The sequence below is a fragment of the Enterobacter sp. RHBSTW-00593 genome, assembly GCF_013784105.1.
Lineage (GTDB): Bacteria > Pseudomonadota > Gammaproteobacteria > Enterobacterales > Enterobacteriaceae > Enterobacter > Enterobacter ludwigii.
Genome location: NZ_CP056393.1, coordinates 2,817,760 through 2,843,085 on the forward strand (window position 1 = coordinate 2,817,760; position 25,326 = coordinate 2,843,085).

The window sequence follows — 25,326 nt, forward strand, 5'->3', positions numbered from 1 at the left end:
CACGATAAACATCCAATTACGTTTTATTTCGTCAGGTACAGGTGGCGCGAAAAACGAATTCGTTTACACTGCGCTTTCTAAGCATGTTCCAGGGAAATGATTATGTTGAGATTTTTAAACCAGTGCTCTCGCGGTCGCGGAGCGTGGTTGTTAATGGCCCTGACCGCCTTTGCGCTGGAAATGGTCGCGCTGTGGTTCCAGCATGTGATGGGACTTCAGCCTTGCGTACTCTGTATTTACGAACGCTGTGCATTGTTCGGCATTATGGGTGCGGGTCTGGTGGGTGCGATTGCCCCTAAATCGCCGTTACGCTATGCCGCAATTGCCATCTGGCTGTACAGCGCCTGGAAAGGTATTGAGCTCTCCTGGCAGCACACCATGATGCAACTGCATCCGTCACCTTTTATGACCTGTGATTTCGCCGCCCGCTTCCCGAGTTGGCTGCCGCTTGATAAGTGGCTGCCGCAGGTGTTTGTTGCTTCCGGTGACTGCTCTGTGCGCCAGTGGGAATTCCTGAGCCTTGAGATGCCGCAGTGGCTGGTGGGGATTTTTGTGGCCTACTTCATTGTGGCGCTGCTGGTGCTCATCGCACAACCGTTCAAACCCAAGAAACGCGACCTGTTTGGCAGGTAAAAAAAACCCGCCTCGGCGGGTTTTTTCTTATCCACGGTTGGGATGATTCATGATGTGATCTTCCCAGTCCTGTACCTCTGACTCTTTCACCGCAATATGACGCACAGAGATGCGTTCACCGTGCATCGCCGCTTTGGAGCCCGTCAGCAGCGGGTGCCATTTTGGCAGGTCTTTGCCTTCCGCCAGCAGACGATAGGCGCAGGTATGCGGCAGCCATTCGAAGGTAGGCAGGTTCTCACGGGTTAGCTTGATGCAATCCGGCTCGTACTCGAAGCGACGCTCATAGTTGCGACACTGGCAGGTTTTGATGTTCAGCTGCTTGCAGGCAACGTTGGTGAAATAGATTTCGTCCGAATCTTCATCCATCAGTTTATGCAGGCAGCACTGCCCGCAACCGTCACACAACGATTCCCACTCCACGTCTGTCATTTGGTCGAGAGTTTTGCTTTGCCAGAAAGGAATGTTGTTCATCAGGATGTCCACACGTCAAAAGAGAGCGCACCTTATAACGAGTCTGGCACGTTGTTGCAAGTTTTGCCGCCCTCTTCAGGCGGCAAGATGCTTTTACAGCACGCGAGTTTTCAGTGACAGGCCGTTAAAACTGACGTCCAGTTCGTCACCGGCCTGCAGCGGGCCGACACCTTCTGGCGTACCGGTGAGGATCACATCGCCCGGTTTCAGGGTAAAGAAGCGGCTCATGTAGGCAATCAGCGGCACAATTTTATGGATCATATCTGCCGTGGTGCCCTGCTGGCGGATCTCGCCGTTAACCTTCAGGCTGAGCGGGGTGTTCTGCGGATCGTCGGTAAATTCACTTACCGGAATAAAACCGGAGATCGGGCAAGCGTTATCAAACCCTTTGGCCTTTTCCCACGGCTGCCCCGCTTTCTTCATTTTGCCCTGAACATCACGCAGGGTCAGGTCGAGCGCGACACCGTATCCGGCAATCGCCTTTTGCACATGCTCTTCGGAGGCCTGACGCAGCGTCGCGCCAATCAGCACGGCCAGTTCCACTTCATGATGCACCGACCCCAACCCCTGCGGCAGCGCCAGCGGCTGGCGAATGTCGCACAGCGCGGTTTCTGGCTTGATGAACAGGACCGGCTCGTCTGGCGTCGCGCTGCCCATCTCCTGAATATGTTTGGCATAGTTACTGCCTACGCAGACCACTTTGCTGACGGGATAATCCAGTAATGCACCTTGCCAGTTATGATGTTGATACATGTACGACCCCTAAACGGTTGATGTGTTAACCCCGAAAACAGCCGGGACTATTTTTTCCCGTTCACCTCAAGATGCTGTTTTAATAAATTCTCGGGTGGTGGCGGGAGCTGTAAATAATAGCCTTGCTCCGCTAATGCGGTTTTCACTTTTTCCAGATCGGCGTTGACCAGTTTCTTACGACCATCCAGCGGCAGCAGCATCGCCAGCTGAGGTCGGCCAAAGTTCTTCATTAATTCTTCAGGTACGCGCGAAAAATCGTCTTTCTTTTCGACATAAAGATAGGTCTGGTCACGACTTGTACTTCTGTAGATCACACAAAACATGTTTTTACTCTGAATTAATGGGTGGTTGCTTGCCTCAATATACTCCTGACTATAACATGCCTGATACTCTTCGGAATATCGCAACGGCGGTGTTGCGGTTAATAGCAAATTGAGTAAGGCCAGGATGTCAAACACGCCAATCGAGCTTAAAGGCAGTAGCTTCACCTTATCAGTGGTACATTTGCATGATGCAAAACCCGAGGTTATTCGTCAGGCGTTAGAAGACAAAATTGCGCAGGCTCCCGCTTTTCTGAAACATGCCCCCGTCGTCGTGAATGTCAGTGGTCTGGATGCACCGGTTAACTGGAAACTTCTCCAGCAAGCCGTGGCCGCGACCGGGCTGCGTATCGTCGGTATCAGCGGCTGCAAAGATGCTGAGCTGAAAGCAGAAATTGACCGTGCGGGTCTGCCCATTCTGACCGAAGGCAAAGAAAAAGCCGCGCGTCCTGCCCCTGCGGCAGTCCAAACGCCTCCTCCTCCGGTGCAAAACGTTACACCTGTCACAAAAACGCGATTGATTGATGTGCCGGTTCGTTCCGGTCAGCGCATTTATGCACCAAACTGTGATCTGATTGTTACAAGCCACGTCAGCGCTGGCGCAGAGCTGATTGCAGATGGCAATATTCACGTATACGGTATGATGCGTGGGCGTGCGCTCGCGGGTGCAAGTGGTGACAGGGATGCACAAATATTTTGTACTCATCTGACGGCGGAACTGGTGTCCATCGCAGGTGAATATTGGCTGAGCGACAAGATCCCAGCCGAATTTTATGGCAAAGCGGCTCGTCTGCGACTGGCAGACGACGCGTTGACCGTTCAACCGTTGAATTGATCCCTTTTTAACAAGGAATTTCTATGGCACGCATTATTGTTGTTACTTCGGGTAAAGGAGGCGTTGGCAAGACCACCTCCAGCGCGGCCATCGCTACTGGTTTGGCCCAGAAGGGAAAGAAAACCGTCGTTATCGATTTCGATATCGGTCTGCGTAACCTCGACCTGATCATGGGATGTGAACGTCGCGTGGTCTATGACTTCGTGAACGTCATTCAGGGCGACGCCACACTGAACCAGGCGCTGATTAAAGACAAGCGCACCGAAAACCTCTACATCCTTCCGGCTTCTCAGACGCGTGATAAAGACGCCCTGACCCGCGAAGGCGTGGAAAAGGTGCTCGACGAGCTGAAAAAAATGGAGTTCGACTTCGTTGTCTGTGACTCCCCTGCCGGCATCGAAACGGGCGCCCTGATGGCACTCTACTTCGCTGATGAAGCCATCATCACCACCAACCCTGAAGTCTCATCCGTGCGTGACTCGGACCGTATTCTGGGGATCCTCGCCTCCAAATCGCGTCGTGCGGAAAATGGCGAAGAACCCATTAAAGAGCACCTGCTGCTGACCCGCTATAACCCGGGTCGCGTGAACAAAGGTGACATGCTTAGCATGGAAGACGTGCTGGAGATCCTGCGCATCAAACTGGTCGGCGTGATCCCGGAAGATCAATCCGTATTGCGCGCCTCTAACCAGGGCGAGCCAGTGATCCTGGATACAATGGCAGATGCAGGTAAAGCGTACGCGGATACCGTTGACCGTCTGCTGGGAGAAGAACGTCCTTTCCGCTTCATTGAAGAAGAGAAGAAAGGTTTCCTCAAACGCCTGTTCGGAGGATAAGTTATGGCATTACTGGACTTTTTTCTCTCGCGGAAAAAGAACACCGCCAACATCGCAAAAGAACGACTGCAAATCATCGTTGCGGAGCGTCGTCGTAGTGACGCCGAGCCACACTACCTGCCGCAGCTGCGTAAGGACATCCTGGAAGTGATCTGTAAGTATGTGCAGATTGACCCGGAGATGGTCACGGTGCAGCTGGAGCAAAAAGACGGGGATATTTCTATTCTGGAGCTGAACGTTACGCTCCCGGAAGCCGAAGAGTCACGTCCGTAGTTCGGGATTGTGTATCCCCGGTAAGCGTATGCCGCCGGGGAAATGTGCCGGGCATGTCAGCATGACCCGGCATTTTCATTATCGCGGATAACCTTCCAGCACAGTATTCAGGCGATCGGCCATCAATTCCCCGCGCCAGCCCGCCATCATTTCCGGCAAACCATTCTGAGGTTTCAGCTTCCAGTGCCAGTTCAGCAACTGGTTAATCTGACGGCGTGACGCCAGCAGTTCCGCGCCCAGTTTGCTTTGCGTCGCGACGTCCTGCACCAGCGCTTTGATATCCTTGAACGCCTTGCGATAGCCCGGCATATCCATCAGATTCAGCAGTGGCTCCGGCAGTGCTTCGTCCGGCATTTCCTGCGCTTTTGCCACCAGCGCAAGCAGGGTTTTACCGTGGAAACGGATCTCGCTGCCGGAAAGCCCGATGCTGTCCAGTTCGCCCATGCTGCCCGGCATATACCGCGCGACCGCCCAGAGGTGTTCTTCGCGTACCACAAAGTTAACGGCCAGATCGCGCTCGCGTGCTTTACGCAAACGCCAGTCCGCTAACAGCTGCAGACACGCCAGCTGACGCGTACGCAGCTGCCAGGCGTTACTGATATCGCGCCAGGCCTCTTTCGGATCAACCACTTCCTGACGACGCTGCTGCGTCATTCGGCACTCATCCAGCGCGGCGGGCAACCAACCTGACGCTTCCGCCTCTTTCATCAACTGGCCGGCAATCGGCAGGAGGTAAAACACGTCTGCCGCCGCGTATTCCAGTTGACGCTCGGTTAATGGGCGTGCCAGCCAGTCGGTGCGGGATTCGCTTTTATCCAGCGTCAGGCCCGTATACTCCTCAACCATGGCGGCAAAGCCCCATGAGAGCGGTCGATTACTGAAGGCCGCGAGGATCTGTGTATCAATCAACGGTTGTGGCATGACGCCAAAAGTATTCAAAAAGACTTCCAGATCTTCACTGCCTGCGTGCAGGTATTTCGTTACCGCAGTATCGAGCAGCAGGTCACGCATCGGCGTCCAGTCGGTAATGCCGAGCGGGTCGATCAGCGACACGTGTTTACCGTCGTACATCTGAATCAACCCCAGCTGCGGATAGTAGGTCCGGGTGCGGACAAACTCGGTATCCAGGGCAATGGCAGGAAAGTCGCGCGTCACTTCGCACAGCGAAGCCAGCTCGTCGTTGGTCGTGATCATCTGGTAATTCAAAACGGATTCTCTTTTGTTTGCGCCCATAAAAAACGCCGGCTTAACCGGCGTCTGGGCGATTAGCGTGAAGCTCAGGCCTTATTGTCTACTTTGCCACGGGCTTCGTCACGTAATTCTCGTCGTAATATCTTTCCGACATTCGATTTCGGCAGTTCCTCGCGAAACTCAACCAGCTTCGGCACCTTGTAGCCGGTCAGTTGACGACGACAGAAGGTGATCAGCGCCTCCTCCGTAAGAGAAGGATCTTTTTTGACCACAAAAATCTTCACCGCCTCGCCGCTGCTCCCGGAAGGGACGCCTACGGCAGCCACTTCGAGCACGCCGCTGTGCTGCATCACCACATCTTCGATTTCATTCGGGTAGACGTTGAAACCGGAAACCAGGATCATGTCTTTCTTACGATCGACGATACGCAGGAAGCCCTCTTCATCCATCACGGCGATATCACCGGTGTGCAGCCAGCCGTCTTTGATAATTTCATCGGTCGCATCGGGACGTTGCCAGTAGCCCAGCATCACCTGCGGCCCTTTGACACAGAGTTCGCCCGGTTCACCTGGCGCCACGTCGTTATCGTCATCATCAACCAGTTTGGCTTCCGTCGACGGAACCGGCAGGCCAATGCTTCCGCTGTGATAGTCGATATCGTGCGGGTTCACACTGACCAGCGGGGCGCACTCCGTCAGGCCATAGCCTTCCAGTAAATACTGACCCGTCAGTTTCATCCAGCGTTCGGCAACGGCCTGTTGAACCGGCATACCGCCACCTGCAGAGAGGTGCAGCGTGGAGAAATCGAGCTTCTGGAACTCTTTGTTGTTGAGCAGCGCGTTAAACAGCGTATTCACCCCGGTCATGGCGGTGAACGGATATTTCGCCAGCTCTTTCACCAACCCCGGAATATCGCGCGGGTTCGTGATCAATACGTTTTGACCGCCCAGCTCAATAAACAGCAGACAGTTCATGGTCAGCGCGAAGATGTGATAAAGCGGAAGCGCGGTGATCACCAACTCTTTTCCGTGGTGCAGCAACGGTCCGTAGGTGGCATTCACCTGCTCGAGGTTTGCCAGCATGTTACGGTGGGTCAGCATGGCGCCTTTAGCCACACCCGTTGTGCCGCCGGTGTACTGCAGAAACGCGAGGTCTTCTGATACCACTTCCGGTTTAACGTATTGCATGCGGTAGCCCGCCTGCAGCGCACTGCGGAAAGAGATCGCGTCCGGCAGGTGGTATTTCGGCACCAGACGTTTGATGTATTTGACGACAAAGTTAACCAGTGTCCCTTTGGCGGTAGAGAGTTGATCCCCCATACGCGTCAGGATGACGTGTTTGACCTGGGTTTTGTCGACCACTTTTTCCAGCGTGTGGGCAAAGTTAGAGACAATCACAATGGCGGCGGCACCGCTGTCGTTGAGCTGATGCTCCAGCTCCCGCGGCGTATACAGCGGGTTAACGTTGACAACAATCATCCCAGCACGCAGGACACCGAACAGCGCCACCGGGTATTGCAGCAGGTTCGGCATCATCAGCGCGACGCGGTCCCCTTTTTGCAGCCCCAGCCCTTCCTGCAGATAGGCGGCGAACGCCCGACTACGCTCCTCAAGTTTACGGAACGTCATGACCTCGCCCATATTCACAAAAGCAGGCTGGTCTGCGTAACGCCTCACCGAGTGTTCAAACAATTCAACCAGGGATTGATAACGGTCAGGATTGATCTCGGCAGGAACATCTGCGGGATAACGGTTAAGCCAAACCTTCTTCAATGCATCACCTCTGAAATGAGTGTTCGTCGTCATCACAACCCCGATAATAAACAGTTTGTTAACATTATATTAACTCAGCGTACCAGTTTATTAATTGTTCAGATTTAAGGTTGCGAAGCGCGTCACTCTTTTTTTTCGTTTTGTTCGTAAAAAACAGAGACAGCGGCTGAGCCGCTGTCTCTTTTCTAGCAATTACAGGGAGTTACTCAGTAACGATTGTCTGAACCTGTGCAGGCCCCGGGTTATACCAGCCCCAGCCCGGGTAGCCATACCGGTAAGGATGTGGACCCCACATCCACGGATCCATCGGCTGAGGTGGCATGATGACCTGCTGTGTCAGCCGCCAGCGCTTATACCCGTTGACCTGCATGGTCATAAATTTATACGGCGTGTTGCCGACTTTGCCCTCTACCGAACCGGTAATCGGGCCGACGACGGTGACCAGCTGTCCGCGAAAATCGACCGGGTCGAGAAAACCGCCAACGTCGGCATAAATACGCCCGCGGGAAGGTTCGCCAAGGATCGGCCGCGCACCGCTATCCAGCGGAACGGTGGCAATCTCCAGACGGGTTTTCCCCTGCTGGTTTTGCACCTCGATAACCTTGCCGCCAAAGCGCGCTTCCTGGCCGACGTAAAGCTCAGGCGCATTCATCACGCGAACCAGATCCTGCTGTGGCGTGGGGCTGCTGCCCTTAATCGCATCAGGAACGGAAACGCATCCGCTCAGTGCTATGGCCACTGCGCCTGCCATAAAAAGGCGTACAACTTTAGTCTGAACCGCCATGATGCGACTCCTTTTTCTCAGTTCCTGTTACTGAGATTCATTCCCGGCCTGGAAGTTTCTTCCACGCGACGGTGTTTCGCAAATAAACCGGCTCCGCATGTTCAACGGCCACGGTTTTGCCCGCCTCAAGCAGTTGACAGGCGATGGGAAGCATATCCTCTGCGGCGGGTAGAAGCATGTTGCCGTCTGTCAGCGTGATCCCGGTGCCGTTAGCCATCTCTGGCCATGCCGGCCAGCCGGTGCCTACTGTCGCCCACTCGCCGGACAGCTGTTTCAGCCGCTCGGTCACCGCTTCCGGCTTGAGGACAGCCTCGGTCTCTTCACCGTGCCAGATGCCGTTTTCATCGCGGGTGTATTCTGCCCAGTAAACTTCTCCCATTCGGGCGTCAATGGCCGCCAGAACGCGCGTTGCCCCGGTCATGCGCCATGCGCCCTGCGCCATGGTTGCCAGCGTGGAAACACCGATCATCGGCAGTTCTGCGCCCAGCGCCAGCCCCTGCGCAATGCCAATTCCAATGCGTACGCCCGTAAAGCTGCCGGGGCCACGGCCAAAGGCCAGTGCGTCGAGGTTGGTTAAGGTGGTGTTGCCCCGGGTTAAAATCTCTTTAACCAGAGGCAGAATGCGTTGGGTGTGTTCTCGTGGGCACTCTTCGAAATGAGCAGAGATAGCACCGTCGTTCAACAGAGCAACAGAACAGGCCTCTGTCGCGGTATCAATAGCCAGAATTCGCATCAGTCGTCGCGCTCTCGCAATGGTCAGTCACAAAATGGCGCGCATCTTAGCATACTCACGGGCAAATTACTCCGCCGTTGGGTTTGCCAGGAAGCGAACCGCGCGTTTAATGTCCCGCGTGCGCGGCGCGGGTGGCAAGCTGGCAAGGAAGGTCGCACCGTAAGGGCGCATCACCAGCCGGTTATCGCATATGACCAGCACGCCGCGGTCGTCTGTGTCGCGAATCAGGCGTCCTACCCCTTGTTTAAGGGTGATCACCGCGTCCGGTAGCTGGACCTCATCAAAAGGATCGCCGCCGCGCAAACGGCAGTCTTCCATACGTGCCTTCAGCAGCGGATCGTCCGGTGAGGTAAACGGCAGTTTATCGATGATCACCAGCGACAGGGTATCTCCCCGCACGTCCACCCCTTCCCAGAAGCTGCTGGTGGCTACCAGCAGGGCGTTACCGGCACTGACAAACTGCTGTAACAGTTGCCCTTTGCTGGTCTCGCCCTGAAGCAGAACCGGCAAAGTCATGGTGGCGCGGAACTGCTCCGCCAGATCGCGCATCATCGCGTGGGAGGTGCAGAGCATAAAACAGCGGCCGTTGTTGGCCTCGATCATCGGCCTGAGCATTGCCGCCAGCAGGCGCGCCGCACCGGGCTGGTTAGGCAGAGGCAGATTACGCGGAACGCAGAGCAACGCCTGTTTTTCATAATCAAACGGGCTGGGCAGCAGCAGCGACTCCGCCTGTTCAATCCCCAGACGCCCGGTAAAGTGGTGTAGATCCTCATTCACCGAAAGGGTTGCCGACGTGAAGATCCAGCTTCCCGGTTTTTGCGCCATCACCTCTTTGAATTTATCCGCTACCGTCAGCGGCGTCAGGGCCAGCGTGAAATGGCGGGAGGTGCATTCATACCAGTAGCTGAACCCCGGCTGGTTTATCTCTTTCAGCCGTTTGAGGCGTGCCCGATAGAGCGTGGCGCGCTCAAAGGCGGCATCCAGCAGTGCGGAACGGCCGAGCGATAGTTTCGCGACGTCGTAGCAGAGCTCAAGGGCATCATCGAGCAGCAACAGCGCGCGCTGGATATTTTTGTCTGCCAGCAGCTCACGCAGATTACCGCGATAGCCCGGCTCACCCAGTTGCAGGCGAAAATCCTGCGCACTTTGCGCCAGGCGGTCAGCACACTTCTGCAGCTGTTGGGTATCTTTTAACTCGGTGCGGTAGGCAATGGTGAAATCTTTCGCTAAGTCCTGCAGTTGGCGGCTGGAGAGCGACTGGCCAAAATACTGGCTGGCGATGTCAGGAAGCTGGTGGGCTTCATCGAAGATCATCACGTCTGCTTCCGGGATCAGTTCGCCAAAGCCGCTATCTTTAACCACCATATCGGCAAGGAAGAGATGGTGGTTGACCACCACGACATCCGCATCCATGGCGGTTTTACGCGCTTTCACCACAAAACAATCTTTATACAGCGGGCAGTCGCTCCCCAGGCAGTTGTCGTTGGTACTGGTGACCAGCGGCCAGGCGGGAGAGTCTTCCGGCACGCTCGCGCAGGTGCTGATATCCCCCTCCTCCGTCTGATTGGCCCAGGCGCGAAGAATAATGACATCGCTGAGCGTCTGCACCGGCAGATCACCGCCCGCCAGCGCCTGCTGCTCAAGCCGTTCAAGGCAGAGGTAGTTGGAGCGGCCTTTCAGCAACGCCAGGCGACCTTTATACTTCAGGGCGTTGGCAACCGTGGGCAGATCGCGGCTGTAAAGCTGGTCCTGCAGCGCTTTAGACCCGGTGGAGATGATCACTTTCTTTTTAGCCCGCAGCGCTGGCGCCAGGTAGGCGTAGGTTTTGCCCGTGCCGGTACCGGCTTCCACCACCAGCGGCTGCGCGGTGTCGATTGCGCGGGCCACGGCATGCGCCATCTGCCGCTGGGGTTCACGCGGTTTAAAACCGGGAATCGCCTGTGCTAACTGACCTTCTGGGGAAAAATCGTCTGCCACGTTGCTCTCTCACTGTATTTTTGCACAGGGATTATGTCAGCCCATCCTCTCCAGTGCCACCCCAAATAGTGACGAGGGGAACACAATATGGCAGTCTTGCCGACTGACATGAAAATAACGAGGAAATGTTTATGACAATTGTGCGCATTGATGCCGAAGCACGCTGGTCTGATGTGGTCATCCATAACCAGACGCTCTACTACACCGGTGTACCGGAAAATCTCGACGCAGATGCCTTCGAACAGACGGCGAATACGCTGGCGCAGATTGACGCCGTGCTGGAAAAGCAAGGCAGCGACAAATCACGCATTCTGGATGCGACCATTTTTCTTGCCAGTAAAGACGATTTTGCGGCGATGAATAAAGCCTGGGATGCCTGGGTTGTGGCGGGACATGCGCCCGTACGGTGTACCGTACAGGCGACGCTGATGAAGCCGGAATACAAAGTCGAAATTAAGATTATCGCGGCGGTTTAAGCCGGATTACTCCTCTTCATCATCCTCGAAACGCGCCACGATCCGCTCGCCGGTGTGGGTGGCGCGAAGTTCATTAGCAACTTGCGTGATCGCCTGTCCGCTGCTCATCCCCTGGGACATCAGTTCCTGAATACGCTCAACCGCTTTCTGCTGCTGGTCATGGCTCAGAGAAGGTAAACCTGCAAACATTGTCAACTCCTGCTAAATTATCCGCGCTAATTATTTCACGCTGCCCGGTAGTATGCCACACATGAACCCGTTACCCCCTACAGTCATTTCATTACCCTGGCGTTCAGACGCCGCGGAATTCTGGTTTGCCCGCCTCAGCCATCTTCCTTTTGCGATGTTGCTGCACTCCGGATATGCGGATCATCCCTATAGCCGCTTTGATATTCTGGTTGCCGACCCTCTGCAGACCCTGATAACACAAGGGAATGTGACTACGACAGGCGAAACGCAGTCAACGGACGATCCGCTGTCATTACTTCAGCAGGCGCTGGACGCGCTGGACTTAACCGTCCCGCAAAATCCCGACCTTCCCTTCCAGGGAGGTGCGCTGGGCTTGTTCGGCTATGATTTAGGTCGCCGCTTCGAAACCTTGCCGGAGACTGCACAGGACGACATTCCGCTGCCGGATATGGCGGTGGGGCTTTACGACTGGGCAATAATCGTCGATCACCACAAACAGGCGGTCTCTCTGCTCAGCCATCAGGATGTGTCCGCCCGGCTTGCCTGGCTTGAGGCACAGGTCCCCGTCGCAACAGCGGATTTCCACCTGACCTCTGCGTGGCGCGCCAACATGACCGTGCAGGAGTACGCCGCGAAGTTTGAGCGGGTTCAGGGCTATCTGCAGAGCGGTGATTGCTATCAGGTCAACCTTGCCCAGCGTTTTCAGGCAACCTGTGAAGGCGATGAGTGGCAGGCATTTACCCGCCTCAACGCCAGTAACCGGGCACCGTTCAGTGCATTTCTGCGCCTGGAACAGGGCGCTATCCTGAGCCTCTCGCCCGAGCGTTTTATTCATCTTGCCGATGGCACTATTCAGACGCGACCGATTAAAGGCACGCTTCCCCGGCTGGCCGATCCTGTTGCCGACCGCCAGCAGGCGGAAAAACTGGCGGCCTCGTTAAAAGATCGCGCTGAAAACCTGATGATTGTCGACCTCATGCGTAACGACATTGGCCGGGTCGCCGTACCGGGAAGCGTGCGTGTCCCTGAACTGTTTGTCGTCGAGCCGTTCCCCGCGGTGCATCACCTGGTCAGCACCATTACCGCGCAACTGCCCGCCTCGCGCACGGCCTGCGATCTGCTTCGCGCCGCGTTCCCGGGGGGCTCGATAACCGGCGCGCCTAAAGTGCGGGCAATGGAAATAATCGATGAGCTGGAACCGCATCGTCGAAACGCCTGGTGCGGCAGCATTGGCTATATCAGTCTCTGCGGTACGCTGGATACCAGCATCACCATTCGAACGCTGACCGCCTGTAACGGGCATCTTTACTGTTCCGCAGGGGGCGGAATTGTTGCTGATAGCCAGGTCGATGCGGAATATCAGGAAACCTTTGATAAAGTTAACCGTATCCTGAAACAACTGGAGTAATGACGGGTGGAAAAAGAGAACCTGACGCTGGATGATTTTCTGTCGCGCTTTCAACTTTTGCGGCCCAACGTGAGCCGCGAAGCCCTGAATCAACGTCAGGCAGCGGTGTTGATCCCGGTGGTCCGTCGTGAGCAGCCGGGCCTGCTGCTCACCCAGCGTTCGCCACATTTACGTAAGCACGCCGGTCAGGTCGCCTTTCCGGGTGGTGCCGTGGACAGTTCTGACGCCTCGCTGATTGCCGCCGCGCTGCGTGAAGCCCAGGAAGAGGTCGCCATTCCGCCTGAGGCGGTTGAGATCATCGGCGTGCTGCCGCCGGTCGACAGCGTGACCGGTTTTCAGGTCACACCGGTGGTCGGCATTATCCCGCCCGATCTGCAATATCACGCCAGCGTCGATGAAGTGTCTGCGGTGTTTGAGATGCCGCTGGAAGAGGCCCTTCGGCTCGGGCGTTATCATCCGCTGGATATCCAGCGTCGGGGTCATGCGCACCGGGTGTGGTTGTCCTGGTATCAGCATTATTTTGTCTGGGGCATGACGGCGGGCATCATTCGTGAACTGGCGCTGCAAATCGGCCTGAAGCCTTGACTATACTTTACATTCCACCCTCTTCTGCCAGGTTTGCGATCGGCGTCGCGCTATTAGCAAAACCATCGTTAACCATTAGTTTAATTCATGTGAATAGTTAAGCCGAGGTCGGTCTTCCCTCTTACACTATGCGCAGTTATAACATCGTTACTGGAACCCCGGTAACCCTGTCAGGAGTGTGAAAGTGATTAGTATATTCGACATGTTCAAAGTGGGAATTGGCCCTTCGTCTTCCCATACTGTTGGCCCGATGAAGGCCGGTAAACAGTTCGTCGATGATCTGGTCGAAAAAGGATTACTGGAAAGCGTTACCCGTGTCGCCGTGGATGTTTACGGCTCACTGTCATTAACGGGTAAAGGCCACCACACCGATATCGCCATTATTATGGGTCTGGCGGGCAATATGCCGGATACCGTAGATATTGATGCCATTCCGGCATTTATCCGCGACGTGGAAACGCGCGGCCGCCTGCTGCTGGCAAACGGTCAGCATGAAGTGGATTTCCCGCATGATGACGGCATGCGTTTTCGTAGCGATAACCTCTCCCTGCATGAAAACGGTATGCAGATCCACGCCTTTAGCGGCGACAAAGTGATCTACAGCAAAACCTATTACTCCATTGGCGGTGGTTTTATCGTTGATGAGGAACACTTCGGCAAAGATACAACGGGTGATGTGAACGTACCTTACCCGTTCAAGTCCGCCAAAGAGATGCTGGACTACTGCCATGAAACCGGTCTGTCACTTTCCGGCATGGTGATGCAGAACGAACTGGCGCTGCACAGCAAAAAAGAAATTGAAGACTATTTTGCGAACGTGTGGCAAACCATGCAGGCCTGTATCGATCGCGGCATGAACACCGAAGGCGTACTGCCTGGGCCACTGCGCGTACCGCGTCGCGCCTCTGCGCTGCGCCGTATGCTGGTCACCACAGACAAATTCTCTAACGACCCGATGAACGTGGTCGACTGGGTGAACATGTTTGCGCTGGCGGTGAACGAAGAAAACGCCGCGGGTGGCAGGGTGGTGACTGCACCAACGAACGGCGCGTGCGGTATCGTTCCGGCGGTACTGGCCTACTACGATCACTTTATTGAACCCGTAACGCCTGATATCTACATTCGCTACTTCCTGGCAGCAGGGGCGATTGGTGCGCTGTACAAGATGAATGCGTCTATCTCTGGCGCTGAAGTGGGCTGTCAGGGTGAAGTGGGCGTGGCCTGTTCTATGGCCGCGGCCGGTCTTGCAGAACTGCTGGGCGCCAGCCCGGAGCAGGTCTGTGTGGCGGCTGAAATCGGTATGGAACATAACCTCGGTCTCACCTGTGATCCGGTTGCGGGTCAGGTGCAGGTACCGTGCATTGAACGTAACGCTATCGCGTCGGTAAAAGCGATCAACGCCACGCGTATGGCCATGCGCCGTACCAGCGAGCCACGCGTTTCGCTGGACAAGGTTATCGAGACCATGTACGAAACCGGTAAAGACATGAACGCCAAATATCGTGAGACTTCCCGCGGCGGACTGGCGATAAAGGTGCAGTGCGACTAACCGTTTCGCCTCAACGTCTCTCTCGCCCATCTTCCACGGATGGGCGAATTTTTATCCCTTTCTCGTCGACTTAATATTTCCCCACTACACTTGCTGTGTTGCCTCGGCTTTTGGTGCTGAAGGCGTATTGGGCGGCCTCCCATGCAAACAGCGCAGAGGATCATAAAAAAGTATCGCCGAAAACGCGTCATCGTCTGCGTGATGGTTGCGCTTCTTACGCTCATCATTACGCTGGGTATACGCTTTATTTCACAGCGTAACGTAAATCAGCAAAACACCCTGAACTTTGCGGCGCACTCCGTCAACGTGCTGGATAACGTCTTATTGCCGCTGGAAAAAGGGCGCAGTCCGCTGCTGGCACTGGTCGGAGCGCCCTGCTCTCAGGCGCATTTAGTGTTACGAAAACAGGCGGCCTCACTGCAAACGGTGCGCTCAATTGCACTGGTCAAAGACGGTATCCTTTACTGTTCAAGTATTTTCGGCAATCGCGACGTCCCGTTGCGAGAGATTCAGCCTGCCCTGCCGTCCGCCGAAACAAAGCTGGTGCTCTCCACCGACAAATCCTTGCTTAAGGGAAGCCCGATCCTGATCCAGTGGTATCCGGTTTCTGATAGCGGAGAAGATGGTGTGATGCAGATTGTGAATATCGATCTCATCACTCGCCTGATGCTGGAGCCACAGCGCCCGCTTATCACCGACGTGGCCCTGACCGTGGGGGATAAATACCTGCGCTACGGTGAAAATGTCTCCGACTCGCTGACAATAAACGATGATGAGAGGGTTCTGCGCCAGCAATCCAGCCATTTCCCGTTCACCATTACCGTCAGTGGCCCGGGAGCCAGCGAGCTGGCGTTGATATATTTGCCCTCTCAGCTGCCGCTGGCGCTGATGCTCAGTCTCCTGATGGGTTACGTCGCCTGGCTTGCGACCGCGAACCGCATGAGCTTTACCTGGGAAATTAACCTTGGCCTGGCCGCACGTGAATTCGAGCTGTTTTGCCAGCCGCTGCTGAATGCCCGCACGCAGAAATGCGTGGGGGTGGAGATCCTGCTGCGCTGGAACAACCCCCGTCAGGGATGGATCTCCCCGGACGTTTTTATTCCGCTCGCCGAAGAGCACAACCTGATTATCCCTCTCACACGTTACGTCATTAACGAGACGGTGAGTCAGATTGGCTATTTTCCGGCAACGCCCGGCTTCCACATTGGCATCAACGCCGCCGCCAGCCATTTCCGACACGGAACGCTCATTCAGGACCTGAACCGCTACTGGTTCAGCGCGCATCCCACCCAGCAGCTAATTGTGGAGCTGACGGAGCGTGACGCGCTGCAGGACGTGGATTATCGCATTGTAAGAGAGTTACACCGTCAGGGCGTGAAGCTGGCCATTGATGATTTTGGCACCGGCAATAGCTCTCTCTCGTGGCTGGAAAAGCTGCATCCGGACGTGCTGAAAATTGATAAGTCCTTTACCAGCGCTATCGGCACTGATGCTGTGAACTCCACGGTGACGGACATCATCATTGCGCTCGGACAACGGCTTAGCATTGAGCTGGTGGCTGAAGGGGTAGAAACGCCCGAGCAGGCGCGGTATTTGCGTCATCACGGGGTAGAGGTACTGCAGGGATTTTTGTTTGCGCAGCCTATGCCGCTGAGGGAATTTCCGCAATGGCTGGCGGAGAGTTCGTCTCCGCCAGCACCGCGTAACGGGCATATCGTTCCGCTGATGCCGTTACGCTAGGCTCAGTTACTCTTCTTCGTCGTGGGCCGACTGCTCTTTAACAATGCGCACCATATCGACGCGATAGTCATTCGCTTCGATTATCGTGATCTGCAGCGGAGGCAGTTCAATGATATCGCCGGTCCGCGGGATTTGTCCGTTAACGGCAATAACCAGCCCAGCCACGGTCGCAATGTCCTCTTCATCGTTGATGATGTTTTCCAGACCCAGCGTGTGCTGCAGCGCGTGCAGATCGGTGGTGCCTTTCACCAGCCAGCCGTCACCGTCGGAGACAATTTCCGGGGTTTCATCCGCATCCGGGAATTCACCGGCAATGGCTTCAAGCACGTCGAGCGGCGTCACCAGACCCTGCACCACACCAAATTCATTGGTGACGATAACAAAGCTACCGCGTGCGCGGCGCAGGACGCCAAGCAGGTTGATAGGATCCAGCGTTTCCGGCACCACAATCGCCGGTGATGCGGCGGCGACGGCTTCGACGTTAATCCCTTCTTCCAGCGCCACCAGCATCTCTTTCGCACGCACCACGCCGATGATCTCGTCCAGTTCACCCCGGCATACCGGGAACAGGCTATGCGGTGAAGAGAGCAACTGCTGGCGAATCTCATCAACGCTCAGGCGGGAATCGACCCAGCTGATTTCACCGCGCGGGGTCATGATGCCGCGCAGCGAGCGGGAGGCCAGGGAGAGCACGCCGTTAATCATATAGCGCTCTTCTTCCACAAATGCCCCTTCCGGGACGGGAACCGGGTTACGGCTTTCATTGTCATTCTGCACGTTGACCTGACGGCGACCGCCCATCAGACGCAGAATCGCATCAGCCGTACGCGCACGCAGCGGCTGGGTAGACTGCTGCTTGATAAAGTTATGTCGTGCAATCTGGTTAAACAGCTCGATGAGGATCGAGAAGCCAATGGCTGCGTACAGGTAGCCTTTTGGTATATGGAAGCCAAAACCTTCCGCCACCAGGCTCAGACCAATCATCAGCAGGAAGCTAAGGCAGAGCACCACGACCGTCGGATGCTGATTCACAAAGCGCGTCAGTGGCTTAGACGCCAGCAGCATCACCGCCATCGCGATAACCACCGCAGCCATCATCACCGGGAGGTGGTTCACCATGCCGACAGCCGTGATCACCGCATCCAGTGAGAAGACCGCATCAAGCACCACGATCTGCAGTACCACGACCCAAAAGCTGGCATAGCCTTTACCGTGTCCATCATCGTGCTGGCGATTTTCCAGCCGCTCGTGAAGCTCTGTCGTCGCTTTGAAAAGCAGGAATATCCCCCCGAGCAGCATGATCAAATCACGGCCGGAGAAGGTGAAATCCATGACGGAAAAAAGCGGTTTCGTCAGCGTAACCATCCACGAAATCACAGACAGCAGTGCCAGACGCATGACCAGTGCCAGAGAGAGGCCGATCAAACGCGCTTTATCACGTTGTTTTGGCGGCAGTTTGTCCGCAAGGATGGCAATAAACACCAGGTTATCAATGCCGAGAACAATCTCAAGCACGACCAGCGTGAGCAATCCCACCCAGATTGACGGGTCCATTAAGAATTCCATGAAACGCTCCTGCTAACGGAATGACCAAACGGTGCCCCACTCAACGTGGGCAAAACAGAGGCAGACAGAGTCGATACGTGGCGAGGATCGCCGGTAAAACAGGCGCGGAATGGCCTGGAGGATGACTGACGTCGGTGACGGTCCATATAGTGGGCTGTAGCCCTATACTCCTGAACAATTAAACGGAGGCTAAACATATCAGAGACAATGCGTTTTTAGCAAAGATTTACGTTCCTTTGCAAAGATCTGTAACACAGCTGCTTTACCTTACAGATAATTCTGTAACCCATAGCTAAATTACGGATCTTCATCACATAAATTATTTTTTCACTATCTAAAATAATTCGCGGAAGTCTTAGTTTTTTAACTCTAACCCTTTTCTGAATCGATTCGGTTGGCCAGATACGATTCACAGTGCGACTGCCTGGCAGGCGTATTAATGATAATAAAAGGAGGTAGCAAGTGACCATTGCTATTGTCATAGGCACACATGGTTGGGCTGCAGAGCAGTTACTCAAAACAGCAGAGATGCTGTTGGGTGAGCAGGAAAACGTCGGCTGGATCGATTTCGTTCCCGGTGAAAACGCTGAAACGCTGATTGAGAAGTACACTGCTCAACTGCAGAAACTGGATACCAGCAAAGGCGTGCTGTTTCTCGTTGATACATGGGGAGGCAGTCCGTTCAATGCTGCCAGCCGCATTGTCGTCGATAAAGAGCATTATGAAGTTGTCGCCGGGGTGAATATCCCCATGTTGGTGGAAACCTTCATGGCACGCGACGACAATCCGAGTTTCGATGAACTGGTCGCTCTGGCAGTTGAAACCGGTCGCGAAGGCGTGAAAGCGCTGAAAGCACAACCGGTTGAGAAGCCTGCTCCAGTGGCCGCGGCGCCAAAAGCCGCAGCCCCGGCGAAGCCCATGGGCCCGAATGATTACATGGTGATCGGCCTTGCCCGTATCGATGACCGTTTAATCCACGGCCAGGTGGCAACGCGCTGGACCAAAGAGACCAACGTTCGACGCATTATTGTCGTCAGCGATGAAGTTGCTGCTGATACCGTACGTAAAACCCTTCTGACACAGGTTGCTCCTCCTGGCGTTACCGCGCACGTGGTGGATGTCGCCAAAATGATCCGCGTTTATAACAACCCGAAATATGCGGGCGAGCGCGTGATGCTGCTGTTCACAAACCCGACAGACGTTGAACGCCTGGTTGAAGGCGGTGTGAAAATTACCTCCGTAAACATTGGTGGTATGGCATTCCGTCAGGGCAAAACGCAGGTCAACAACGCCATTTCAGTCGATGCGAAAGATATCGAGGCATTCAACAAGCTGAATGCACGCGGTATCGAACTGGAAGCCCGTAAGGTTTCCACGGATCAGAAACTGAAAATGATGGATCTGATCGGTAAAGTTGGGAAATAAGCCCGCGCCGGTTTTTCACATAAAGCTTATGTAATAGGAGAAGTACAATGGAGATTACCACTCTTCAGATTGTGCTGGTGTTCATCGTCGCGTGTATTGCGGGTATGGAATCCGTACTTGATGAATTTCAGTTCCACCGCCCTCTGGTGGCCTGTACGTTGATTGGTGCCGTTCTGGGTGATATGAAAACCGGGATCATCATCGGTGGTACCCTGGAAATGATTGCCCTGGGCTGGATGAACATCGGTGCGGCAGTTGCGCCTGATGCCGCGCTGGCGTCCATCATTTCTACGGTTCTGGTTATTGCCGGTCACCAGAGTATCGGTGCAGGTATTGCCCTGGCCATCCCGCTGGCAGCAGCAGGTCAGGTACTGACCATCATCGTGCGTACTATCACCGTGGCCTTCCAGCACGCGGCGGATAAGGCGGCCGAAAATGGCAACCTGACGGCGCTCTCCTGGATCCACGTCTCGTCCCTGTTCCTGCAGGCGATGCGTATCGCGATCCCGGCCGTTATCGTTGCGATCTCCGTCGGTACCAGTGAAGTACAGAGCATGCTGAACGCCATTCCAGAAGTGGTCACCGGCGGTCTGAACATCGCAGGCGGTATGATTGTGGTGGTTGGTTATGCGATGGTTATCAATATGATGCGCGCAGGCTACCTGATGCCGTTCTTCTACCTCGGCTTCGTTACTGCTGCGTTCACCAACTTCAACCTGGTTGCGCTGGGTGTGATTGGTGCAGTGATGGCGATTCTCTACATCCAGCTCAGCCCGAAATATAACCGCGTTGCGGGTGCCCCAGCGCAGGCTGCTGGTAATAACGATCTCGATAACGAACTGGACTAGCAGGTGAGCGAAATGGTTGATATGACAAAAACTACCACCGAGAAAAAACTCACTCCGGGTGATATTCGTGGCGTGTTCATCCGTTCTAACCTGTTTCAGGGTTCATGGAACTTCGAACGTATGCAGGCGCTGGGCTTCTGTTTCTCCATGGTACCGGCTATCAAACGCCTGTATCCGGAAAACAACGAAGCGCGCCGTCAGGCGATTAAGCGTCACCTGGAATTCTTTAACACCCATCCTTATGTGGCGGCTCCGGTTCTGGGCGTGACGTTGGCGATGGAAGAGCAGCGTGCAAACGGCGCAGAGATTGACGATGGTGCCATCAACGGTATCAAAGTCGGTCTGATGGGTCCCCTGGCAGGCGTCGGTGACCCGATCTTCTGGGGTACCGTGCGTCCGGTCTTCGCGGCGCTGGGTGCCGGTATCGCCATGAGCGGAAGCCTGCTTGGGCCACTGCTGTTCTTCATCCTGTTCAACGCGGTGCGTCTGCTGACCCGTTACTACGGTGTGGCTTACGGTTACCGTAAAGGGGTGGACATCGTTAAGGATATGGGCGGCGGCTTCCTGCAGAAACTGACTGAGGGGGCGTCAATCCTCGGCCTGTTTGTCATGGGGGCACTGGTTAACAAGTGGACGCACGTGAATATCCCGCTGGTGGTGTCCACCATCACCGGTCAGGATGGTCAGACCCGTGTTACCACCGTGCAGACGATTCTGGACCAGCTGATGCCGGGTTTGGTACCGCTGCTGCTGACCTTCGCCTGTATGTGGCTGCTGCGTAAGAAAGTTAACCCACTGTGGATCATTGTTGGCTTCTTCGTCATCGGTATCGCGGGCTACGCTGTCGGTCTGCTGGGCCTGTAAGACATCACGTAATACGCCGGGGGCTTGCCCCCGGTTTTTTTATCTGGAGGATGAATGACTGTCACGGACATCGTACTGGTTTTGTTTATTGTGGCCCTTCTGGCATATGCGATCTATGACGAGTTCATCATGCCCCGCCGCCACGGCGAAACGCTGCTCTCCCTGCCCCTTCTGCGACGCGGCCGCGTGGATGCGTTTATCTTTGCCGGTCTCATCGTCATTCTAATTTACAACAACGTGACCGGTCATGGTGCAATATTAACCACATGGTTATTATGTGCGCTGGCATTAATGGCGATTTATCTGTTCTGGATCCGTGTTCCGAAAATCATTTTTAAAAGCCGCGGGTTTTTCTTTGCCAATGTATGGATAGAATATAACCGTATTAAAGAGATGAATTTATCGGAAGACGGTGTACTGGTGATGCAATTAGAGCAACGCCGGCTGCTTATTCGGGTCAAGAATATTGACGACCTGGAAAGAATATACAAACTTATGCTAAAACTCAGTAAGTTAACCACATAGCTTTGGCTATATTCTGCGTTTATTTTGCGCACCTGATATAGCCAAAGCTATATTCCATTCTGTCATTTCTCTTATATTTATTAACGTTATTTTCACGCATAAATCTAAATGAAAATCGTTATCAACACCTTAACGAAATAATGCCGTTTCATTGTTGTTTTATATTCTCAAAATATGTTAAGGTTGCGCCCGTCGTTGGGGAGTAGCTGATTTCCTGTTCGCAGGAAATGTACGTGTCAACATACTCGTTGAAAAACGTGGCACGTACGGACCGTTTGCCGCACAGATTTGTGCAAGGCGGTCAGGCGAGACCATAGATACATCAACTGCTGTTTACTGGGGGCAGTGATGTGTCATATGGATATCTCCCGGTCTGGACGCTTTAATGAATATCTCCGCAACCCTTCTTCTTGCTTTCGGTATGTCCATGGACGCTTTTGCCGCTTCCATCGGTAAAGGTGCCTCGCTGCACAAACCCAAATTCTCTGAAGCGCTTCGCACAGGCCTTATCTTTGGTGCTATCGAAACGCTGACACCGCTCATCGGCTGGGGTCTTGGTATGCTGGCAAGCCAGTTCATACTGGAGTGGAACCACTGGATCGCTTTCGTGCTGCTCGTATTTCTGGGGGGGCGAATGGTGATTGAAGGTTTTCGTGGCAATGGCGATGAGGAAGACGAGCCGCAGCACCGCCACGGTTTCTGGCTGCTGGTGACCACTGCCATCGCCACCAGTCTCGACGCCATGGCCGTCGGTGTGGGCCTGGCATTCCTGCAGGTCAATATTATTGCGACCGCGCTGGCCATTGGTTGTGCCACGCTGATTATGTCGACGCTGGGAATGATGGTTGGCCGGTTTATTGGCCCCCTGCTGGGCAAACGCGCCGAGATCCTGGGCGGTATCGTGCTGATTGGCATTGGTGCCCAGATCCTCTGGGCACATTTCGCCGGTTAATCTTCGCGCTGCCAGCAGTGGATACTGAAATCCGTCTGGCAGCGAAACGTTGTTTGCTCCGCTAAGGTTTCCCACACGTTCGGTTTCGCCCGCCATGCAAATGGCGTCATCTGCAACAACGCTACAGCTTCTTCCCCTGCCAGGTTCATCTCGTAGGCCAGCGTCTGCTCCTGCTTCAGCGTAAAGCCCGCCAGTTGCTCAGAATGTGGCGCATGCAGCCGAACCTCATCATAGATAAGCCCTTTAAGCTCCATCAGATGTCGGGGACCTGGCGTGACGGTAATGACCCATCCGCCCGGTTTGATAACGCGTGCCAGCTCCTGCGCCTTACAGGGCGCATAGATGCGGATAACCGCATCCATGCTGGCATCGTCAAACGGCAGCCGGTGGCTCGATGCCACGCAGAACGTCACGCCGGAGTAGCGTTTTGCCGCCGCGCGGATAGCCACTTTGGAAACATCCAGACCAAATGTCTGCGCGCCCTTCTCTTGTGCAACCTCAGCAAACCGCGCGGTGTAATACCCTTCCCCGCAGCCAATATCCAGCACGCCTGCTGCACTGTCAGTCAGATTATCTTCCAGCAATTGCGCGACGGCCTCTCTGAGTGGCTGATAGTGCCCGGCGTCGAGAAATGCCCGGCGTGCCTGCATCATCTCAGCACTGTCACCCGGATCGCGCGAGCGCTTATGCTGCACCGGCAGAAGATTCACGTAGCCTTCTTTCGCCATATCAAACTGATGTCCCTGCGGACAGGCATAACTTTTTTCTGATCGCGTCAGACGCGCGTGGCAAAGGGGACAACTGAAGGACATGGCAGCTCCGGGGCGTAAATCAAAGGGCGAAGTGTACCGCTATTCGCCCCGGTATAAAACGCCTGGGTTAACGCATGACGATAAGGTGCGAGGAATCAGGCGCCAGACCATCGGGTTTGACGTTCTCAAGACGCAATACGTTACCCATAATCTCGCTGAATACCGGTGCGGAGACGGCGCCGCCATAGTACGCTCCGTTTTGAGGATCGTTAATCACGACCACCAGCGCAAAACGCGGATCGCTGGCAGGCGCGACGCCCGCGGTATAGGCAACGTATTTATCGACATATTTGCCGCTATCATCGATTTTCTTCGCCGTACCGGTTTTCACCGCCACACGGTAATCACGTACCGCAGCCTTAACGCCGCCCCCGCCCGGCAGCGCAACGCTCTCCATCATATGCTCGACCTGATGAGCAATCTCTTCCGGCATGACTCTGTGCCCAATAACGGGTGGATCGATACGGGTAATTGAGAGGGGCCGTTCCAGCCCGAAGCCGCCGATGGTGGCATAGACGTGCGCCAGCTGGAGGGGGGTAACCATCAGACCATAGCCAAAGGCGAAGGTCGCTCTGTCGAGCTGGCTCCAGTATTTACGCTGGGGTAACAGACCGGCGCTCTCGCCGGTTAAGCCAAGCCCGGTGTTTGTACCAAAACCAAAGTTCCGGTAGGTATCAATCAGGTGCTGAACAGGCATCGCCAGCGAGAGGCGAGATACGCCGGTGTCGCTCGATTTTTGCAGGATCCCGGTCATCGAGAGTTCAGGGTAGTAACCCACATCCCGAATGCGGTGCCCGTCAAGCATATACGGATGGGTGTCAATGACGCTGTCAGGCTGCACCAGCCCCTGTTGCAATGCCGTCATCAGCACAAGCGGCTTCACGGTTGAACCTGGCTCGAACGTATCGCTGATGGCACGGTTACGAAAATCGTCTATTGTCGCGCCCTGGCGGTTATTGGGGTTGAAATCCGGATAGCTCGCCATCGCGAGGATTTCACCGGTGGGGATATTAATGAGCACTGATGCCCCCGACTCCGCCTTGTTCCAGGCCACTGCGTTATCTAGCGCATCTTCGGTGATGGTTTGCAGGCGCTCATCAATACTGAGCTGAATATTGTGCGCAGGCACCGGCGCGACTTCCGTCAGATTCTCCACCACGCGACCGTAACGGTCTTCTCTGACCTGGCGGACGCCCGGCTTGCCTGTTAGCTGGTTGTTGAAACTTTTCTCCACCCCCTCAATACCCTGACCGTCAATATTGGTGAAACCAATCAGGTTTGCCGCCACATGCCCGGCAGGATAAAAACGGCGTGATTCATCGCGTAAATTGATACCCGGCAAATTCAGCTTATCGATCCATTTTGCCTGAGCAGGATCCACCTGCCGGGCAAGGTAGATGAACCTCCCCTGTGGATTCGCGTTTATCCGTGATGACAGGGTGTTCAGGGAGAGATGTAACGCATTCGCCAGCGCCTGCCAGCGATCGTCAAAGCCCACGCCCCCTTTTGCCAGCACCGTTTTTGGGTCGGCCCACACGGCCCTGACCGGGACACTGACCGCCAGCGGCCGGCCCTCACGATCCATGATCATTCCGCGGGGAGCATCAATCGGCAGTTCGCGCAGCGATCGCATATCCTCCTGCTTGACCAGGTTGTCAGGTTTAATAATTTGCAGCCAGGCAACGCGGCCCAGCAAAAACGCCAGACTGCAAAAAATGGCTAAACAGAGCAGCGCAAAACGCGCCGGCGTGAAATTGCCGGCGGTCGTTATCATTTTCTTCTTCACCTGAACCCCAGGACTGTTAAACA

27 protein-coding genes and 1 riboswitch are annotated in these 25,326 nt (G+C 55.0%); of the genes, 14 read left to right on the top strand and 13 right to left on the bottom strand.

Annotated features, from left to right (window positions below; translation table 11 throughout):
• The first annotated feature begins 102 nt into the window (after positions 1-102).
• A complete protein-coding gene (dsbB, locus tag HV242_RS13335) occupies positions 103-633 on the top strand; it encodes a disulfide bond formation protein DsbB (protein WP_020883437.1) in 531 nt (176 codons plus the stop codon).
• A gap of 27 nt (positions 634-660) precedes the next feature.
• Here dsbB and HV242_RS13340 read toward each other — a convergent pair whose 3' ends face one another.
• From HV242_RS13340 to HV242_RS13350, 3 genes are all read right to left on the bottom strand, one after another.
• On the bottom strand, positions 661-1,104 hold the full coding sequence (locus HV242_RS13340; protein ID WP_020883436.1) for a YcgN family cysteine cluster protein: 444 nt from the start codon (positions 1,102-1,104) through the stop codon (positions 661-663).
• Between the two features lie 93 nt (positions 1,105-1,197).
• Positions 1,198-1,857 (bottom strand): fumarylacetoacetate hydrolase family protein, encoded by a 660-nt coding sequence (locus HV242_RS13345; RefSeq protein WP_020883435.1) that lies wholly within the window; start codon positions 1,855-1,857, stop codon positions 1,198-1,200.
• Positions 1,858-1,904: 47 nt separating this feature from the next.
• Positions 1,905-2,180 (bottom strand): YcgL domain-containing protein, encoded by a 276-nt coding sequence (locus HV242_RS13350; RefSeq protein ID WP_020883434.1) that lies wholly within the window; start codon positions 2,178-2,180, stop codon positions 1,905-1,907.
• A gap of 124 nt (positions 2,181-2,304) precedes the next feature.
• Between HV242_RS13350 and minC the strand changes: the two genes are divergently transcribed.
• From minC to minE, 3 genes are read left to right on the top strand one after another with little or no spacing between them, the layout of a single operon-like run.
• Positions 2,305-3,012: a septum site-determining protein MinC gene (gene minC / locus HV242_RS13355; protein ID WP_020883433.1), complete on the top strand. Its 708-nt coding sequence runs from the start codon at positions 2,305-2,307 to the stop codon at positions 3,010-3,012.
• A 23-nt stretch (positions 3,013-3,035) separates the two neighbouring features.
• On the top strand, positions 3,036-3,848 hold the full coding sequence (gene minD, locus HV242_RS13360) for a septum site-determining protein MinD (RefSeq protein WP_014170584.1): 813 nt from the start codon (positions 3,036-3,038) through the stop codon (positions 3,846-3,848).
• Positions 3,849-3,851: 3 nt separating this feature from the next.
• The gene (gene minE / locus HV242_RS13365) at positions 3,852-4,121 is read left to right on the top strand and encodes a cell division topological specificity factor MinE (protein WP_008500504.1); all 270 of its coding nucleotides are present in this window, start codon (positions 3,852-3,854) and stop codon (positions 4,119-4,121) included.
• A gap of 78 nt (positions 4,122-4,199) precedes the next feature.
• On the opposite strand, the gene rnd is transcribed toward minE, so the two are convergent.
• The 5 genes from rnd to HV242_RS13390 form a co-directional block, all read right to left on the bottom strand.
• A complete protein-coding gene (rnd, locus tag HV242_RS13370; RefSeq protein ID WP_123266851.1) occupies positions 4,200-5,315 on the bottom strand; it encodes a ribonuclease D in 1,116 nt (371 codons plus the stop codon).
• 83 nt (positions 5,316-5,398) lie between these two features.
• Positions 5,399-7,084, bottom strand: a complete 1,686-nt coding sequence (gene fadD, locus HV242_RS13375) for a long-chain-fatty-acid--CoA ligase FadD (protein ID WP_025203871.1) — start codon at positions 7,082-7,084, stop codon at positions 5,399-5,401.
• Between the two features lie 202 nt (positions 7,085-7,286).
• Positions 7,287-7,868, bottom strand: a complete 582-nt coding sequence (locus HV242_RS13380; RefSeq protein WP_020883430.1) for a Slp family lipoprotein — start codon at positions 7,866-7,868, stop codon at positions 7,287-7,289.
• A 37-nt stretch (positions 7,869-7,905) separates the two neighbouring features.
• On the bottom strand, positions 7,906-8,601 hold the full coding sequence (gene tsaB / locus HV242_RS13385; RefSeq protein WP_032678416.1) for a tRNA (adenosine(37)-N6)-threonylcarbamoyltransferase complex dimerization subunit type 1 TsaB: 696 nt from the start codon (positions 8,599-8,601) through the stop codon (positions 7,906-7,908).
• Between the two features lie 66 nt (positions 8,602-8,667).
• Positions 8,668-10,578 (bottom strand): ATP-dependent DNA helicase, encoded by a 1,911-nt coding sequence (locus tag HV242_RS13390; RefSeq protein ID WP_050736977.1) that lies wholly within the window; start codon positions 10,576-10,578, stop codon positions 8,668-8,670.
• Positions 10,579-10,709: 131 nt separating this feature from the next.
• On the opposite strand from HV242_RS13390, the gene HV242_RS13395 reads away from it, so the two are divergent.
• Complete coding sequence (locus HV242_RS13395; protein WP_014170591.1) at positions 10,710-11,054, top strand: RidA family protein; 345 nt, start codon at positions 10,710-10,712, stop codon at positions 11,052-11,054.
• A gap of 6 nt (positions 11,055-11,060) precedes the next feature.
• On the opposite strand, the gene HV242_RS13400 is transcribed toward HV242_RS13395, so the two are convergent.
• The gene (locus tag HV242_RS13400) at positions 11,061-11,243 is read right to left on the bottom strand and encodes a YoaH family protein (RefSeq protein ID WP_020883426.1); all 183 of its coding nucleotides are present in this window, start codon (positions 11,241-11,243) and stop codon (positions 11,061-11,063) included.
• A 61-nt stretch (positions 11,244-11,304) separates the two neighbouring features.
• Here HV242_RS13400 and pabB point away from each other — a divergent pair, with 61 nt between their 5' ends.
• From pabB to HV242_RS13420, 4 genes are all read left to right on the top strand, one after another.
• Positions 11,305-12,651, top strand: coding sequence for an aminodeoxychorismate synthase component 1 (gene pabB, locus HV242_RS13405; protein ID WP_050736978.1), 1,347 nt, complete (start codon positions 11,305-11,307; stop codon positions 12,649-12,651).
• Positions 12,652-12,657: 6 nt separating this feature from the next.
• Positions 12,658-13,236, top strand: coding sequence for a CoA pyrophosphatase (locus tag HV242_RS13410; RefSeq protein ID WP_014170594.1), 579 nt, complete (start codon positions 12,658-12,660; stop codon positions 13,234-13,236).
• Positions 13,237-13,420: 184 nt separating this feature from the next.
• A complete protein-coding gene (sdaA, locus tag HV242_RS13415) occupies positions 13,421-14,785 on the top strand; it encodes an L-serine ammonia-lyase (RefSeq protein ID WP_032680789.1) in 1,365 nt (454 codons plus the stop codon).
• A gap of 141 nt (positions 14,786-14,926) precedes the next feature.
• Positions 14,927-16,525: an EAL domain-containing protein gene (locus HV242_RS13420; RefSeq protein WP_044865663.1), complete on the top strand. Its 1,599-nt coding sequence runs from the start codon at positions 14,927-14,929 to the stop codon at positions 16,523-16,525.
• A gap of 6 nt (positions 16,526-16,531) precedes the next feature.
• Here the strand turns inward: HV242_RS13420 and yoaE are convergent, their stop codons facing one another.
• On the bottom strand, positions 16,532-18,091 hold the full coding sequence (gene yoaE, locus HV242_RS13425) for a CNNM family cation transport protein YoaE (protein ID WP_014170597.1): 1,560 nt from the start codon (positions 18,089-18,091) through the stop codon (positions 16,532-16,534).
• A complete protein-coding gene (locus HV242_RS24520) occupies positions 18,079-18,288 on the bottom strand; it encodes a protein YoaL (protein ID WP_071605456.1) in 210 nt (69 codons plus the stop codon). Before HV242_RS24520 ends, yoaE begins: the two co-directional genes overlap by 13 nt.
• A gap of 265 nt (positions 18,289-18,553) precedes the next feature.
• Between HV242_RS24520 and manX the strand changes: the two genes are divergently transcribed.
• The 5 genes from manX to mntP all read left to right on the top strand — a co-directional run bounded on the left by manX (position 18,554) and on the right by mntP (position 22,705).
• A complete protein-coding gene (gene manX, locus HV242_RS13430; protein WP_014170598.1) occupies positions 18,554-19,516 on the top strand; it encodes a PTS mannose transporter subunit IIAB in 963 nt (320 codons plus the stop codon).
• Between the two features lie 47 nt (positions 19,517-19,563).
• Complete coding sequence (gene manY / locus HV242_RS13435) at positions 19,564-20,364, top strand: PTS mannose transporter subunit IIC (protein WP_014170599.1); 801 nt, start codon at positions 19,564-19,566, stop codon at positions 20,362-20,364.
• A 12-nt stretch (positions 20,365-20,376) separates the two neighbouring features.
• Positions 20,377-21,228: a PTS mannose transporter subunit IID gene (locus HV242_RS13440; protein WP_006810994.1), complete on the top strand. Its 852-nt coding sequence runs from the start codon at positions 20,377-20,379 to the stop codon at positions 21,226-21,228.
• A gap of 54 nt (positions 21,229-21,282) precedes the next feature.
• Positions 21,283-21,753, top strand: coding sequence for a DUF986 family protein (locus HV242_RS13445; RefSeq protein WP_063858482.1), 471 nt, complete (start codon positions 21,283-21,285; stop codon positions 21,751-21,753).
• Between the two features lie 185 nt (positions 21,754-21,938).
• Positions 21,939-22,128, top strand: a riboswitch (yybP-ykoY riboswitch).
• A 10-nt stretch (positions 22,129-22,138) separates the two neighbouring features.
• The gene (gene mntP / locus HV242_RS13450; RefSeq protein ID WP_014170601.1) at positions 22,139-22,705 is read left to right on the top strand and encodes a manganese efflux pump MntP; all 567 of its coding nucleotides are present in this window, start codon (positions 22,139-22,141) and stop codon (positions 22,703-22,705) included.
• On the opposite strand, the gene rlmA is transcribed toward mntP, so the two are convergent.
• A complete protein-coding gene (gene rlmA, locus HV242_RS13455; protein ID WP_049023018.1) occupies positions 22,702-23,517 on the bottom strand; it encodes a 23S rRNA (guanine(745)-N(1))-methyltransferase in 816 nt (271 codons plus the stop codon). The genes mntP and rlmA overlap by 4 nt on opposite strands.
• Before the next feature lie 67 nt (positions 23,518-23,584).
• Positions 23,585-25,291: a peptidoglycan glycosyltransferase FtsI gene (ftsI, locus tag HV242_RS13460; protein ID WP_074172492.1), complete on the bottom strand. Its 1,707-nt coding sequence runs from the start codon at positions 25,289-25,291 to the stop codon at positions 23,585-23,587.
• Between the last annotated feature and the right edge of the window lie 35 nt (positions 25,292-25,326).